We start from the raw sequence: 14,580 nt of genomic DNA, 5'->3' as shown, positions 1-14,580 counted from the left end.
TGCGCTATCATCAGCATATAAATTATATAGAGCAGTTGAGTAAATGGAGAAAAAAATGATGAGCAAAGAAGATTTTCTCTATCCCCGTGGTCGCTACTATGGTCATGTTAAACCAGAAAATTTGGTATTCAACGCAAATTTACAGGAATTTGCCCAAAGAGTTAGCTATATCTGTAATTTAGAAACAGGTGGAAAAGTCCCACCAGATGAGGCTTACGAACAAATTAAGTTTCTTTGGAAGCAGTTAAAGCACTCAAAAAAACAACTGAAAATTGGTGAACAACCTTCACAAAATAACGGTTCTGAAGATGGATGATAGCGGAGATCATAGGTATTGCAATTGCAAAATAGCAGTTAATATACCTTGTATCTTAACGGGAGTAGTTGGTATCATAAAATTAATATAAAACCAAAAGACTTTCAAACCTATTTCCTATTCTTTTATTCTTTAATATAATTTGCAACTGCTGATGGCGACAACTGATTATTTTGTGATCATTGTCCACACACCATCCCAAGATTTTGGTGGTGGTGTTTCCTGGTATCTATAGGCACGTTCTAAGTGGATATTAACAGCTTGATCTAGGGGAAAAATAGCTTTAGCGGATTGAAAGCAGGTGAGCGCTTGGGTAAAATCTCTTAATATATAGGCATTGCGTCCAGCATGATAATGGTGCAAAAATTCTTGGGTGTTAGCATTTAGGGGAGTAGAGCGATCGCTAATCAACTCGTAAATATTCACAGCCTGATGTTTCCCTTTCACACGAATTTTATCTAGTTGACGCACCCATAGTCGATCACTGCACAAATTATAAGTAAATTCGCTAAGAATAATATCACAGCCATATTCTTTAGTCACTCCTTCCAGGCGAGAACTCAAATTTACCCCATCTCCAATTACCGTATAATCCATGCGTTTGTGAGAACCAATATTCCCAGAAACCACTTCCCCAGAACTAATCCCAATCCCAATACGAATTTGTGGCTGAGAGTGAAAAATCCGCTTTTGATTAAATTCCCGTAATCGTTGCCGCATATCCAGCGCTGATTGTATCGCTCGCCAAGCGTGATTTTCTGTAAGTGGTAGAGGCGCACCAAATACCGCCATTAAAGCATCACCAATAAATTTATCTAAAGTCCCTTCATAATTAAAAACCGCCTCTACCATTGTTTCAAAATACTGATTTAGGAGTGATACTACTTCTGCCGCCCCTAGGTTTTCTGTCAAAGTTGTATAACCCCGAATATCAGAAAACAAAATACTGACATCCTTCCGTTCACCAACCATTAAAGCATCTTGTCCCAAAGCCATTACCTGCTCGGCTACATGAGGATTCAGATAGCGGTATAGAGTGCTTTTCATGCGTTTTTCTCGACTGATATCTTCTAGCACCACTAAACCACCACGAGACCCTCCTTCTGGGTTCGTTAAAGGATTAACAGTGAGATTAATACTCCGTTCTATCTTCTGGACTACATCTGCACTCAGTAACTCAGATTGAGCAGTGAGAGATTGATTCCAGGGAATAAAAATATGGGGATTAGTGCGATCGCTGATAGCTAAAATTAATTCATTGTTGATCTTTTCATATAACCCTACAATCAAACTTTGTTCAGGGACATAATGTTTAGCTCCATGTTTCAAACTATCCTCTAGCCGCATTTGCAGATTCTCAATAGGAATCACATCCCAAACTGGGCGACCAATTAAATTTTGTTCCCATAGGAGTTTATTATTTCTACTATTAGCCTTTCTGACTGGACAACCTAATAACTCCAATGCCGCATCATTAATAGTCACAATTTGACCGAGCATATCTGTAGAAATTACCGCATCAGATAAACTTTGAAGAATATCTTTTTGATATTGTTTTTCTAATAAAACACTTTCAAATAAGCGGGCGTTTTCCAAAGCAATCCCAGCTTGGATATTAAAAGCCCGCATGAATTCTTCATCTGAAGCGGTAAAACCACCTTGTTGTTTATTAATTAATTGGGTAACACCAATCAACTCATTAGCAGAATTAAATACTGGTAAACATAAAATATTCCGAGTTACATAACCAGTTTTTTTATCTATAGAAGAATCAAACCTAGAATCTGTATAGGCATCTGTAATATTCAGGGCTGTACCAGTTGATGCCACATAACCAGCAATCCCCCGATTTGCACTAATCCGAATTTCTATCAGGTTTTTGCTATTAACATCTTCCACCTTTGTCCACAGTTCATCTAATTCTTTGCGATATAAAAATAGGGTGCTACGATCTGCTTGCATTAAGATCCGGGCTTGTTCCATCACCATTTGTAAAGTGGCTTCTAAATCTAAACTTTGCCCTAAAGTTTGTGTAGCTCGTAATAAAGCCGTTGCTCCCCGTTGATGACGAGCCGCTACATAGAAAGATTGACAACTTTCTAAAATAATGCCAATAGCGGATGCAAAATCCCGAAATCGTTCTTCATCTTCCGCATCAAAAGGAATATTTCCAGCTTTATTTGCCAGTTGGACTACAGCTACAATTTGGTTCTTACTACTCAGAACTGGCATACATAATAAATTGCGAATTTTATAGCCCATTTGTTTCTCCAACTCTGGGCTAAATAGGGGATGATTCGCAGTTTCTGAGATGTTCAGACAGTTACCTGTGCCAGCAACATGACCAGGAATACCAACATTAATAGAAGTCCGAATTTCCAGAAACTTTTGATGATTATCTTGAGGAACTTTTGACCATAATTGACCTTTATCGTAGTCAACTAAAAAAATAGCCGTGTGTTCTGCTTGCAGAATTTGACCAATTTTCAAAGTAATAGCTTCTAGTACCTTTTCCAGCATAGTTTCTAGAGCTTCATTATTGATTAAATCAATAGCTCTGATAAATTGCTGGAATTCAGCCGTAATAAAATCAAGTAAACATACAAATTCGTTAACAGAAAGGTCTTTAACTCGACTTAGTAAGGCATCAGTCCGATTAATTTGTGTCAGTTCGGTTAATGTAGCCAAGACGCTACCGGGATTAGGAAGTGTCATGGGAATTTTAGATGTTAGATGTTAGATTTTGGATTTTAGTAATATAGCTCTATGCAATTGAATGAGGTGGGAAAATTTAGAGAAAAAGCCAGCACTCTTATTCTCGCTTCTGACTCCTGACTCCTGACTCCTGACTCCTGCTACTGTTGAAGATGATTTTTTGATAATAATCTTGAAGTTGTTGCGTAGCCGATGTCCATCCCCATTTCTCAGCTTCTGTCCGGGCATTTTTACGGATAATAGTTATTTCCTGTCGTTGTTTTAACAGAAGTATGGTAGCATTAATCGCCTCTTGAATATCGGCTTGTGGGTTAAAAAGATATCCATTGACTCCATCTGTAACAATATCCGGAATCCCTCCAGAACGGGCTGCTACCACGGGACACCCGGCGGCCATGGCTTCTAGCAGCACTAATCCGAGGGTTTCTGTGCGGGAAGGAAAAATAAAGGCATCAGCGCTGGCAAAGGCAGAACCTAATTCTTTACCCATCAGATAACCAACAAAATAAGTGTTTGTCCCGGCAAAGTGTTTTTCCAAAGTTTGCCGGTGGGGGCCATCGCCAACTAATGCTAATCTGGCATCAGGAATGGCTTCTAAAATGGGTTTGATGCGTTCGATTTCCTTTTCCGCAGAAAGACGACCAACATACAACAACAAGGGGCTGTCTGGATGATTTTGAGATAAGCGCGATCGCATTTCCGCACTGACTAAATCAGGATGAAATAATTCTGTATCTACCCCCCGTTGCCATAAATCACATCTTTCAATTCCATGGGCTGAAAGTTCCTTTACCATTGCCGTAGAGGTACACAAATTTAACTCAGCCTGATTATGACCAGCTTTAAGTAACTCCCAAAGTAACCCTTCTAACATTCCCAGTCCGTAATGTTGTAGATATTGGGGCAAATGGGTATGGTAAGAAGCCACCAAGGGAATTTTGAGAACTTTACTATAAAAAATCCCTGACAGTCCTAAAACGGCGGGATTAACAACATGAATAATATCTGGTTTAAACTCTTCTAAAGCATGACCAATGGCAGGGCGAGGCAGTGCCATTTTTAACTCTGGATAGAGCGGTAAGGGAAAGCCACTAACTCCGTAAACTTTCGCACCTTTATGTTCAGTTATGCCACCTTCGGGGGCAAATACCAAGACTTGATTGCCACTGCGCTGCAAATGGTCAACTGTATGACGCAACCGTGTCACAATGCCGTCAACTTTGGGTAAAAAGGTTTCTGTAAATAGGGCGATTCGCATAAAAACAAGGAGTTAGGAGTCAGGAGTCAGGAGTCAGAAGTCAGAAGTCAGGAGTCAGGAGTCAGAAGTCAGGGGAGAATGAATCTACCTTTGCCTCTTGCCTCTTGACTCTTGCCTTCTTTACTGTCACCTATTTTCTATGCCAAGAGACTTTGGGAAGAATTTGTTTGTGATCAACTCGGTGCTGATACTTGACCGCAAAGTTTAATAGCGAATCAAGGAGGGAATCCGAGAGAAGATGCGGTTGTAAACCCAAATCCAAGAGTTTGGTGTTTTTCGCGTTGAAATAGTGTTCTTCCTTTTCCACTCTGGGGTTGTCTATGTGGTTAATATCCACATTTAGTCCCAAAGCGTTGCCGGCTTTTTTCACCATCATCGCCAAGTCACCGACACTGAATAGTTCGGTAAATTGGTTAAACACACGGAATTCTCCTGGTTCGGCAGGATTTGCGATCGCTAATTCAATACATCGCACCGTATCCCGAATATCCAATAAGCCGCGAGTTTGTCCACCTTTACCGTAGACGGTGAGGGGATGTCCTACGGTTGCTTGAATACAGAAGCGGTTTAGTGCTGTACCAAATACGCCATCGTAATCCAGACGGTTAATTAACAGTTCGTCCATTCCCGTTTCTTCGGTTAAGACACCGTAAACTATCCCTTGATTTAAGTCTGTAGCTCTTAAACCCCAAACCCGACAAGCAAAGTGGATATTATGACTATCATGGACTTTGCTCAAGTGATACATAGAACCAGGCTGCTTCGGATAGGGCAAAGTATCCTTGCGACCGTTGTGTTCAATGGTGATGTATCCTTCTTCAATGTCAATGTTGGGAGTTCCATACTCACCCATTGTTCCCAATTTCACCAAATGGCAATCGGGGAAATCTTCCCGCATAATGTACAGCAAGTTCAACGTGCCAACCACATTATTGACTTGGGTGAGAACAGCGTGTTCACGGTCAATCATGGAAAATGGCGCTGAACGCTGCTCACCAAAATGCACGATCGCAGTTGGTTGGAACTCGTGTAAAGCTTTGTGCAGAAACTCGTAATTAGTAATATCGCCGATAAACAGATCAATAGACTTGCTAGTCAAATCCTGCCATCGCTGGAGACGTTTCTGAATTGGTGCGATTGGGGTAAGGGTTTCTACACCCAGTTCATTATCCCAGTGTCGCCGCACCAAACTATCTAAAATTCCAACTTCGTAACCTCGATTAGAAAGGTAAAGCGCGGTTGCCCAACCGCAATACCCATCACCACCAATAACCAGGACTTTCATCTTTACCAGTTTTTACTCGCTGATAGCTCAATCTATCAGGTTTCTGTCCCTTCTTAATCATTAAATTCTGACTAAGAAAGTAAATGAATAGAAAATGCAAAATGCAAAATTCTAAAAACTCCTGCCACTTACCTAACCACTGACCACTAACTACTGACTAATTTTATACTCCTTAGCAATGTGGTAAAACAGCCGATAATAATTTTGAAAGTCTTTACTGTCGCTTTGTCCTTGCCAGTGATATTCCAATTGCTCTTGGGTAATGGTCAATTTTATGACAGTCACCTTTTGGGCAACTTCTACAGCCAGTACCCCAGAAAACCCTTGATGAGTCTGAAAGTTAGGGGCTAGTTTTGGATTTTCCTTTGAGGATTTTAATAAAGACTTACTTGCATAAGAGCGAATTTCTACGGTCTTTTTGTTTGGTGAAACTAAAGCAATCCCATCACTGTTGTCTGGGTTTCCTAGTTGCTGCCAAGTATGGGGATAAGGAAACTCAAAACCATAACGATTATTTCTATATGTCTTCCATGCCGGATCTTGAACCTGGAGGTTATTGGCATTACACCCCCAGACAATCATCCCTATACCCACACCAGAAGTAATGGCGCACAGCGCCTTTTTTACTTGTACTGCACCCATATTAAACAATTCAAAATTGAAACCCCTTTCCGAACCAGTCCCCAGGTTTAATAAATTACATATTTCCACTATTATCTCACGTACTAGCTCTAGTTTTATTGAGAAATGTAACAAAATTACCATTAAAACGCTTTACCATCTTGACAACTAAGAAAAGAGCCGATAAGGTGGTATACATACCCGGGTAAGACCACTAGAAAGTCGTATGCAAACTAAGCAAAAGGTTACGTTATATTTATCACCGGAACTTCACAGAAGACTTAAAATTCGTTCTGCTGTTGACTCGGAACCGATGTCAGACCTAGCCGAACGTGCGCTCAATTTCTACCTGACGAACTCAGAATTAGTGGAAGAGATAGAAGCGTCTGCTCATGGGCGAACTCATCGGGTTTATTCCTGTCCCACTTGTGAATCTTCACTTGTATTACGTGATGGTGAACTAGTGAACTTAGGCAATCAACCAGGAGTCATCGGTCAAGATCATCTACCTCTTGATGGTAGAGAAAAAGATGAAACCCATCCCAAGGGTGAGGAAGAATTAGTTCCTTGTTAGATAGGAATTATTAATGATTAATCAATAGTTTTGATTCGGTACTGTCTCTATAAGGTCTCAAGTAGGTCGATAGTATGAAAGAAGAGCTCAATATTTTAATTCAAGCTCAATACCCTTTAATCTACCTTGTGACCTCCGAGGAAGAGCGGGCAGAGCAGTCAATTTTTAAAGTCTCCCAAGATTTAAAACCCCAAAGACGAGTATATATTTGGACAGTAACTCACGGTATCGTCGAGTACGGTCAACCCCGGAATACCACTCAACATAATACTGTCTCTCCCGAAGCAGCGATTGATTGGATTATTCGTCAAAAAGAACCAAGTATATTTATTCTTAAAGATTTACATCCCTTTATTGATGCGCCAGCAACAACCAGATCGCTCCGGGACGCGATCGCTAGTTTTAAAGGAACGCAAAAGAACATTATTTTGATGTCCCCTGTGCAACAAGTTCCTATCGAACTGGAAAAAGAAGTTGTTGTTTTAGATTTTCAATTGCCTGACATGGCCGAGTTAAATAAGGTTTTAACTGCCCATCAAGAGCAAAATCGTGGACGACGGCTGACAACCGAGGCGCGAGAAAAACTGCTCAGAGCCGCTTTAGGTCTAACTAAAGATGAAGCTGAGAAAGTCTACCGCAAAGCACAGGTAACAACTGGGCGCTTGACGGAAGATGAAGTTGATATTGTTTTATCCGAGAAAAAACAACTCATCCGCCGTAACGGTATCTTGGAGTACATCGAAGAGGATGAAACCATTGATGCTGTGGGTGGCTTGGAAGAATTAAAAACTTGGCTCACCCAACGCTCTAACGCCTTTACCGAAAGGGCGAGAGAGTATGGGTTGCCCCAACCAAAAGGAATGTTAATTCTCGGTGTTCCTGGTTGTGGTAAGTCGCTCATTGCTAAAACTACCTCCCGTTTATGGGGTTTACCAATTCTGAGATTAGATATGGGGCGGGTCTACGACGGCTCAATGGTGGGTCGAAGTGAAGCTAACCTGCGGAACGCCCTAAAAACGGCAGAATCAATTTCCCCCACGATTCTGTTTATCGACGAGTTGGATAAATCCTTTGCGGGTAGCGGTGGTTCTGGCGATTCTGATGGGGGGACATCAAACAGAATTTTCGGCTCTTTCCTCACCTGGATGCAGGAAAAGAAATCTCCAGTTTTCGTAATGGCGACTGCTAACCGCGTGGAACGCCTACCTGGAGAGTTTTTAAGGAAAGGTCGCTTTGATGAAATTTTCTTTGTGGATCTGCCCACACCGGAAGAACGTCAGGATATCTTCGGTATTCACCTGACTAAACGCCGGGAGGAAATTGCTAGATTTGATTTAGAACAACTAGCAAAAATGTCCGATGGCTTTTCCGGGGCAGAAATTGAACAAGCGATAGTGGCGGCTATGTATGAAGCCTTCGCCCAAGATCGGGAGTTCACCCAATTAGATATTATTGCTGCATTGAAGTCTACTTTGCCGCTGTCACGAACGATGCAAGAACAGGTCACAGCCTTAAGGGACTGGGCCAGACAGCGTGCTAGACCCGCAGCCTCCTCTGTTGCTGAATATCAGCGCATGGAGTTTTAAAAGCTTTCCTCTGAAATGTCAGGGGGGAAAGGTTAGTCACAAGGCTAACAGATAGAAAAAAGCCGTTCCCAATTAATGCGGCTTCGCTGAAAAAGAACCGTTGTCGTTTTTCTCATCAATCTTCTTATTGGAGGAAACCCAAATGTCTCACTTTAGCACTCTGCGTACCAAGATCACCGATGCCGAAATTCTCAAGTCTTCTTTGCGCGACTTAGGTATCAGCGTCAAGACTGAAGCTGATGTTCGTGGCTATAATGGTCAGCGTCTCCGTTCCGACATCGTTGCTGTATTGGAAGGCGAGTACGATCTAGGTTGGTCTCGTAACAGTGACGGTTCTTTTGACCTCATTGCTGACTTATGGGGTGTTGCTAAGAAGCACAACCAGACCGAGTTGATCAACTCTATTAATCAAAAATATGCCGTTAACAAGACTTTGGCTGAAGTAAAACAGCGCGGTCTGCAAAATGCCAATGTTAAGTTGGTATTGCAGTAACAATTTCTGTAGCACGTTCCCAAAGTGAAACGGGTTAACCTTCTAATAAGCGGTTAGCCCGCTTTTTTTTGTCTTTATTTGTCTGATAGCGAAGCCATATCAGGATTTACAGGATTTGAGGATGTACAGGATTTAGGATTTGAGTACACATTTTAAACATTTGTCTGAATCAGGATATCCAGGATTTAAGGATGTACAGGATTTTGTGATTTGAGTACACATTTTAAACCCAAGACTCTAATGCAAAAGGGTAAACTTGCTGAATACGTCGAAAATCATTGTCTGTGGAAACTATAGTTAAATTATAGTGAATCGCGGTAGCCGCTATCCAAAGATCGTTATCTCCAAAGCCTAGAGTTTGGATATTAAATTTTCGCCGTTCTGCTTTTTCTTTAGGACCAAATGTATTAATAAGTTTGCCTTTGAGATCGCCGTAAATGTCTGATATTGATAAATTAATAGGGTAAAGATCAATTGTGTTTAAAAAAGCTTTCACCTGTTGGATATTGGCGGCTGTTTGTTGAGATTTAGCTGCCATGTAAAGTAGTTCTCCACGGACAACAACGCTGGTAGCAACGCCGGCTTCGCTGTGGACTTCTAGCTGTTGGATAAGATTAGTTTCACCAAAGATGATGCGACTACAGTGATTAGTGTCTAAAAGATACATCAGAATTCAGCTTCGGATCGGGTATCGTAAACAAGCTGGAGACATTTCTCAAAGTCATCACCTTGCCAAGTTCCAGCAAATTGTAGCAAATCTTTGGCTTTAGATCCGCGTAATATTGGTTCTCCATCTTTTATAGGAATACTGCTTGATTTAATAGCAGAAGCATTTATTTTAGTTTTGAGATATTCGAGATAGTCGAGGGTTTGTTCCAGAATAGGTTCTGGTGCGTTTTCAATTGACGCAATCAGTTGTTCTTTAATGGTAGTCATGGGGTACTAGAGGCGATCACACTTTATCTAATTATTTATTTTATCAATTTGTCAGAATCAGGATGTCCAGGATTTAAGGATTTACAGGATTTAGAAAAGTTGTGATTTGAGTAGGTATGAAAAATATGTTATTAAAATCATCCTGATTAATGTAAATATACTTAACAAATACTGGTTTAGATGGGTTAGGTTTAGTATAATGGTTACTCAGGTGATTTATAATGATGCTGTGTAAAAAAGATGCTGGTTTATGAATATTGATTTAGAAGCGATCGCACACCACCTTAACCAATCTTTACAACGTAGCGGTATTATAGATGTTATTGCTAAAGTTTCCGTTAACTATGATTGTCTTAAAGTAATCCTGGTATCCGAAGAAACTCCAGAAATTACATATAGAGGCGAATTATTACAAGTCACTATCACATCACTACGTGATTTAAAATTAACTACTATTCAAACTGTCAAAATTCATAGACAGCAGATTAATAGTTTCGATTTAGATTGGTCATATAAATATAAGTATGAATTATTTTCAGAAAATAACTCTAATTATTCCCAAGATAATCAAACTAAACATCAAATTAAAAGGCAAAATGCTACATCTAATAATCAAGTTAAAAGAGCTAAAATAAAAGTATCTCAAGCAGAATTTGAAGAGGAATTAAAAAAATGCTCAAAAATGGCTAACTCTGCTTATGATATTAGTATTAGATATGCCAAGAAAATAGAAATAGAAATTAAAAATCTTAATAGTAATATTGAAGCCATTAGCCATGAAATTTTGAAAATCAAAGGTTCTGAACAGTTCCAATTTGCAACGAAATTAGAACAAATACAGTTAGATATTCAAAAATTATCCGAAGATAGTTTAGAAGATTTGGTTATTTCTTTAAATCAGAAAAGAAAACATCTAGAAAATTTTACAGTTGCTTTATTTGGGAGAACTAAAGCTGGTAAAAGTACCTTACGAGAAACACTAACTCGCGGTAGTGGTAGCACAATTGGTAAAGGTTCACAACGTACAACCAGAGATGTAACAGAATATTCTTGGCAAGGTTTACGGTTACTTGATACACCTGGAATTGAGGCTTATCAAGGTGATGATGACACCAAAAAAGCTAATGATATTATTGATCAGTCTGATCTTGTTTTGTTTTTAACTAGTGATGATTCTGTACAACCTGGTGAATTTCAATCAATGGCGCAATTGCAACAAATCAATAAATATTTTGCTGTGATTCTCAATGTTAAACATGATATTGCTAATAACTTAGAAGATTTAGAAATGTTCCTTGATATTCCAGAAATGGTATTTGATGAAGATAGGTTATCACAACATAAAAATCATATTCAAAGTCACATTAAGGAATATTTGAATTTAGATAATGTAGATATAGTTCCTATTCATGCTCAATCTGGTTTTTTAAGTACGCAAGCAGAATATCAAGAGTACAGTAGTCAACTGTGGGAGTTGAGTAAAATAGAAGAATTATATTCTTTAATTGCTTATCAAATTTATACTAATGGTCAAGATTTACGCTTATCAACTTTTGCTGATAGCCTAGATAACTTGTTAGATGAAATTAACCAAAAACTGACTTATGCAAAGCAACAATTAGAACAAGGACGAGAATCTATGAGTGATAATAAAAATAAACTGACAAATATATTTTTAGAAACTGAAACTGAAGGGAAGAAAACAATCAAATCTAAATCTGATAAATTATTTGGTCAGATAGATGAGAAAATTGGTAGCTTTGTAGATAGATATAAAGACATGAACATAGAAGAACGCAAAAAAGAATGGAAAAATATAGTTAATCAAAAAAATCTTGAAAGCACCATGAAAGATGTTATGGAGGAAATATTTAAAGACGTAGATGAAAAGTTAAAAGAGTTTGCCCAAGAATATGAATATGATGTAAAAAATATAAAAACTAGTCTAGAAAACGTTTATATTAGTGATATTAAAAAAGATGAGACAGGCAAGTGGATCAAACGAGGAGGTATAGTTATTGGTGCTGTTGGTGCTTTATGTGCTGTTGCTGTTGTAGCTACCAATTGGTGGAATCCAATAGGCTGGACTGTTGCAGGAGGATTGATGTCAGTTGCTAATGTGGGAGTTAATTTTGCTGGTGATCAGAAAATAGCAAAAGATGACAAAAATTATAAAAATAATGTTGAAAAGGAAAAAGAATCTCTTAGAAAACAAGTTATTAAGCTCAAAAATTATACTATCAAAGATTATGAAAAATGTTTAAATTTAAATATGGAAAATTATCAACATCAAATAATAGATAACATTCGTTTATACATTGACAATTTATTTAGCATAACCGTTAAATTAGATAAAGCTATTATTGAAATTCTAAAAATTAAGCAACACGCTAAACAAGATTTCGATAATCTAAAATAGAATCAATTATTAATCAAAGGAGAATTAAAAATGTCATCATTTCAATTTAATGCTAAATCCCAAAAAGTTAACCAACTTTGCCAAGAAACAATAGATATTTTAGAAAATCGGACAGAAAATGAGATTGAAAAATTAGTTGATGATTTTCAAAACTTCTGGCAAGAATATCAACAACATAAAAAACTATCTATCGCTTTTATTGGACAGTACAACGCTGGTAAATCTACTTTAATTAAAGCATTAACTGGAGATGAAAGCGTGAGAATTAGCGCAGAAATATGTACTGATAAAGTTACAGAATATGCTTGGCAAGATGTATTACTCCTAGACACACCAGGAATTTATGCAGGTAATACAGAACATGATGATATTACTCTAGAAAGAATTTCTAAATGTGATTTACTGGTCTTTGTCGTTCCCAATGAACTATTTAACCCCCAAGGTGCAGCATTTTTTCAAACAGTAGCTAATCAAATGCAAAGAGTTGGACAAATGGTGTTAGTAGTTAATAAAATGAGTCGTGAATCAGGAAGTCCTGAAGATTTATTATCAACAATTACGCAAATTATAGAACCATATCATTCTCAAGATTTTTACACCTGTTTTATTGATGCTGATTCTTACCTTAAATCTCAAGATCCTAAATATATAAAATATCAGCAGTCTTTACAAGCTAAATCTAATTTTAATGATTTTCTTGATTCTCTACAAAAGCTAATTCAAAAAAATGAACTTTCCGCAAGGTTAGTTACTCCTTTACATCGTACTGTTGATACGCTGGACAAATCACTAAACTTTTTAAGTACAGGTGATAAAACAACTCGTGATAGTTTAGAAATATTGCGACGTAAAAAACTGATAGTACAAGCATCTGAAACTAGAGCTAGAAATGCTTATTGTTCTGAGTTAGCTAAATTGGAACATGAAGTTATCATGCTTCGTGAAAGAATAGCTAGTAAACTTGATGGACATCATACTGAAGAAGAAATTAAGGAAGAACTAGAAAAAGTCACAAAAGAAATTACTCTTTTATCAGAAAAAACTCTTGCAAATATTCAGTCTGGCTTAATAAGTGAATTACAAAGACTACTATCTAAAATAGATGAATTGAAAAATTCTCCACTAGCTCAGACTTTACCAGAAGAATTAAGAAACTTCTTACTAGATGGAACTTTAGTGGAAGAGTTGGAAATAAACTCGGTAGATGGAAAGAGAGTTAATGATCCAAATGTAGATGGAAAGAAAGTTAATGCTTCAAATATTGGTGATAAGATAGGGAAGTCAATACTAGAAAAACAAAGTGGTAAAATTCTACAAGAACTCGGAAAATTATCATCAAAAGTATCCAGAGATTTAGTTTATAATGTAGGGAAATTTCTCGGTATTAAATTTAAACCTTGGGGTGCTGTAAATGGAGCTAAATTCATTAAAGGTTTAGGTCCTGTTCTTGCTATTGGTGGTGTAGTATTGGATGTAGTTATGACAGCTAAAGAAGAACAAGAATATCAAGAAAATCAGCGTCAGCTACGTGAAGCTAGAAATCATGTAAAAGAAGAGTTCAGAAAGCTGGCTGAAGAAATGCGAAAAGAGTATGAATTAAACATTGAAGAAGCTATAAGTTTCTATGATGAGGAATTAAATGATATTGAAGCTAAAGAGAAAGATTTGAGAAGTTTTGACCAGTCCAAACATGAGATATTAACTCAAATTGAGAATAAACGTCAGGAGATAAAGCAGGAGATTAAACAATTAATCAAGTAGTAAATCTGAAATACATCCTGTAAATCCTTAAATCCTGGACATCCTGATTCAGACAATGATTATGTTGTACAGAGATAGCATACAATATAAAGTAGGAGTATGGTAATGAGAAATGCCGAAGAAAATAAGAGAACTAAAGGCAATAGTGGCAAAAGTTGGGTATCTCCTTCAAGCAGGTAGAGGTAAAGGAAGTCATACTTACTGGAAACATCCTTTATTACCGGAAGAACCATTAACCATACCGGGAAAAGATGGAGATGATGCTCCGCTATATTTAGAAAAAAACATTCAGCGGGTGCTGAAAAAGCTGGAAGAACTAGAAAATAAGGAAGGTGAAGAATGATTTATCACTACAGCATGGTAATTCAATGGTCTCAAGAGGATCAACTTTTTTTAGTTCACTTACCTGAATTTCCCTGGCAACAGTTTCATACACATGGTAAAACTTACGAAGAAGCTGCTAGAAATGGTCAGGAAGTAATTGAGGCTTTTGTTGAGATGCTTACTCAAGAAAATCAAGTATTACCAGAACCCCGAATGCTTCCTACAAAACCGTTGCAAGTTGCCTAGTTCAGTGTAAAAAGTATAGTTGCATTTTGACATTATAACCGTTAAA

Annotated in this window: 14 protein-coding genes; 8 read left to right on the top strand and 6 right to left on the bottom strand. The window is 37.9% G+C overall.

Annotation, left to right across the window (positions count from 1 at the left end):
- Positions 1–43 precede the first annotated feature (43 nt).
- Entirely contained in the window at positions 44–316 is a 273-nt protein-coding gene (locus FJR11_RS14690; protein WP_174763056.1) for a hypothetical protein, read from the top strand.
- 168 nt (positions 317–484) lie between these two features.
- Here FJR11_RS14690 and FJR11_RS14685 read toward each other — a convergent pair whose 3' ends face one another.
- From FJR11_RS14685 to FJR11_RS14670, 4 genes are all read right to left on the bottom strand, one after another.
- Positions 485–3,031, bottom strand: a complete 2,547-nt coding sequence (locus tag FJR11_RS14685) for an adenylate/guanylate cyclase domain-containing protein (RefSeq protein WP_168504916.1) — start codon at positions 3,029–3,031, stop codon at positions 485–487.
- Between the two features lie 97 nt (positions 3,032–3,128).
- Complete coding sequence (locus FJR11_RS14680) at positions 3,129–4,289, bottom strand: glycosyltransferase family 1 protein (protein ID WP_168504914.1); 1,161 nt, start codon at positions 4,287–4,289, stop codon at positions 3,129–3,131.
- Positions 4,290–4,419: 130 nt separating this feature from the next.
- Positions 4,420–5,574, bottom strand: coding sequence for an NAD-dependent epimerase/dehydratase family protein (locus FJR11_RS14675; RefSeq protein ID WP_168504912.1), 1,155 nt, complete (start codon positions 5,572–5,574; stop codon positions 4,420–4,422).
- A 150-nt stretch (positions 5,575–5,724) separates the two neighbouring features.
- Entirely contained in the window at positions 5,725–6,216 is a 492-nt protein-coding gene (locus tag FJR11_RS14670; RefSeq protein ID WP_168505569.1) for a hypothetical protein, read from the bottom strand.
- A 205-nt stretch (positions 6,217–6,421) separates the two neighbouring features.
- On the opposite strand from FJR11_RS14670, the gene FJR11_RS14665 reads away from it, so the two are divergent.
- The 3 genes from FJR11_RS14665 to FJR11_RS14655 all read left to right on the top strand — a co-directional run bounded on the left by FJR11_RS14665 (position 6,422) and on the right by FJR11_RS14655 (position 8,848).
- Positions 6,422–6,769, top strand: a complete 348-nt coding sequence (locus tag FJR11_RS14665; protein ID WP_168504910.1) for a hypothetical protein — start codon at positions 6,422–6,424, stop codon at positions 6,767–6,769.
- 74 nt (positions 6,770–6,843) lie between these two features.
- Positions 6,844–8,355 carry an AAA family ATPase gene (locus tag FJR11_RS14660; RefSeq protein WP_168504908.1) on the top strand — a complete coding sequence of 504 codons (1,512 nt, stop codon included), beginning with the start codon at positions 6,844–6,846 and terminating at the stop codon, positions 8,353–8,355.
- A 142-nt stretch (positions 8,356–8,497) separates the two neighbouring features.
- A complete protein-coding gene (locus tag FJR11_RS14655) occupies positions 8,498–8,848 on the top strand; it encodes a DUF1257 domain-containing protein (protein ID WP_015081375.1) in 351 nt (116 codons plus the stop codon).
- A 223-nt stretch (positions 8,849–9,071) separates the two neighbouring features.
- Here FJR11_RS14655 and FJR11_RS14650 read toward each other — a convergent pair whose 3' ends face one another.
- Together FJR11_RS14650 and FJR11_RS14645 are read right to left on the bottom strand one after the other, a co-directional pair.
- On the bottom strand, positions 9,072–9,515 hold the full coding sequence (locus FJR11_RS14650; RefSeq protein WP_168504906.1) for a type II toxin-antitoxin system VapC family toxin: 444 nt from the start codon (positions 9,513–9,515) through the stop codon (positions 9,072–9,074).
- A complete protein-coding gene (locus tag FJR11_RS14645) occupies positions 9,515–9,784 on the bottom strand; it encodes a hypothetical protein (RefSeq protein ID WP_127056412.1) in 270 nt (89 codons plus the stop codon). Before FJR11_RS14645 ends, FJR11_RS14650 begins: the two co-directional genes overlap by 1 nt.
- Before the next feature lie 250 nt (positions 9,785–10,034).
- Here FJR11_RS14645 and FJR11_RS14640 point away from each other — a divergent pair, with 250 nt between their 5' ends.
- The 4 genes from FJR11_RS14640 to FJR11_RS14625 all read left to right on the top strand — a co-directional run bounded on the left by FJR11_RS14640 (position 10,035) and on the right by FJR11_RS14625 (position 14,534).
- The gene (locus FJR11_RS14640; protein WP_168504904.1) at positions 10,035–12,203 is read left to right on the top strand and encodes a GTPase; all 2,169 of its coding nucleotides are present in this window, start codon (positions 10,035–10,037) and stop codon (positions 12,201–12,203) included.
- Positions 12,204–12,233: 30 nt separating this feature from the next.
- Positions 12,234–13,964 carry a GTPase gene (locus FJR11_RS14635; RefSeq protein ID WP_168504902.1) on the top strand — a complete coding sequence of 577 codons (1,731 nt, stop codon included), beginning with the start codon at positions 12,234–12,236 and terminating at the stop codon, positions 13,962–13,964.
- Between the two features lie 112 nt (positions 13,965–14,076).
- Entirely contained in the window at positions 14,077–14,307 is a 231-nt protein-coding gene (locus FJR11_RS14630) for a type II toxin-antitoxin system HicA family toxin (RefSeq protein WP_168504900.1), read from the top strand.
- Positions 14,304–14,534: a type II toxin-antitoxin system HicB family antitoxin gene (locus tag FJR11_RS14625; RefSeq protein ID WP_015081367.1), complete on the top strand. Its 231-nt coding sequence runs from the start codon at positions 14,304–14,306 to the stop codon at positions 14,532–14,534. Before FJR11_RS14630 ends, FJR11_RS14625 begins: the two co-directional genes overlap by 4 nt.
- The last annotated feature ends 46 nt before the right edge of the window (positions 14,535–14,580 follow it).

The sequence above is a fragment of the Anabaena sp. UHCC 0187 genome, assembly GCF_009712035.1.
GTDB lineage: Bacteria > Cyanobacteriota > Cyanobacteriia > Cyanobacteriales > Nostocaceae > Dolichospermum.
This window is presented reverse-complemented; position numbering and strand designations above follow the sequence as displayed.

What these genes read in the sequence shown, in the direction of transcription:
- FJR11_RS14675 (WP_168504912.1), bottom strand. Translation starts at nt 5,574, where the DNA reads ATGAAAGTCCTGGTTATTGGTGGTGATGGGTATTGCGGTTGGGCAACC.
- FJR11_RS14680 (WP_168504914.1), bottom strand. Translation starts at nt 4,289, where the DNA reads ATGCGAATCGCCCTATTTACAGAAACCTTTTTACCCAAAGTTGACGGC.
- FJR11_RS14690 (WP_174763056.1), top strand. Translation starts at nt 44, where the DNA reads ATGGAGAAAAAAATGATGAGCAAAGAAGATTTTCTCTATCCCCGTGGT.
- FJR11_RS14630 (WP_168504900.1), top strand. Translation starts at nt 14,077, where the DNA reads ATGCCGAAGAAAATAAGAGAACTAAAGGCAATAGTGGCAAAAGTTGGG.
- FJR11_RS14685 (WP_168504916.1), bottom strand. Translation starts at nt 3,031, where the DNA reads ATGACACTTCCTAATCCCGGTAGCGTCTTGGCTACATTAACCGAACTG.
- FJR11_RS14660 (WP_168504908.1), top strand. Translation starts at nt 6,844, where the DNA reads ATGAAAGAAGAGCTCAATATTTTAATTCAAGCTCAATACCCTTTAATC.
- FJR11_RS14645 (WP_127056412.1), bottom strand. Translation starts at nt 9,784, where the DNA reads ATGACTACCATTAAAGAACAACTGATTGCGTCAATTGAAAACGCACCA.
- FJR11_RS14635 (WP_168504902.1), top strand. Translation starts at nt 12,234, where the DNA reads ATGTCATCATTTCAATTTAATGCTAAATCCCAAAAAGTTAACCAACTT.
- FJR11_RS14625 (WP_015081367.1), top strand. Translation starts at nt 14,304, where the DNA reads ATGATTTATCACTACAGCATGGTAATTCAATGGTCTCAAGAGGATCAA.
- FJR11_RS14640 (WP_168504904.1), top strand. Translation starts at nt 10,035, where the DNA reads ATGAATATTGATTTAGAAGCGATCGCACACCACCTTAACCAATCTTTA.
- FJR11_RS14650 (WP_168504906.1), bottom strand. Translation starts at nt 9,515, where the DNA reads ATGTATCTTTTAGACACTAATCACTGTAGTCGCATCATCTTTGGTGAA.
- FJR11_RS14670 (WP_168505569.1), bottom strand. Translation starts at nt 6,216, where the DNA reads ATGGGTGCAGTACAAGTAAAAAAGGCGCTGTGCGCCATTACTTCTGGT.
- FJR11_RS14665 (WP_168504910.1), top strand. Translation starts at nt 6,422, where the DNA reads ATGCAAACTAAGCAAAAGGTTACGTTATATTTATCACCGGAACTTCAC.
- FJR11_RS14655 (WP_015081375.1), top strand. Translation starts at nt 8,498, where the DNA reads ATGTCTCACTTTAGCACTCTGCGTACCAAGATCACCGATGCCGAAATT.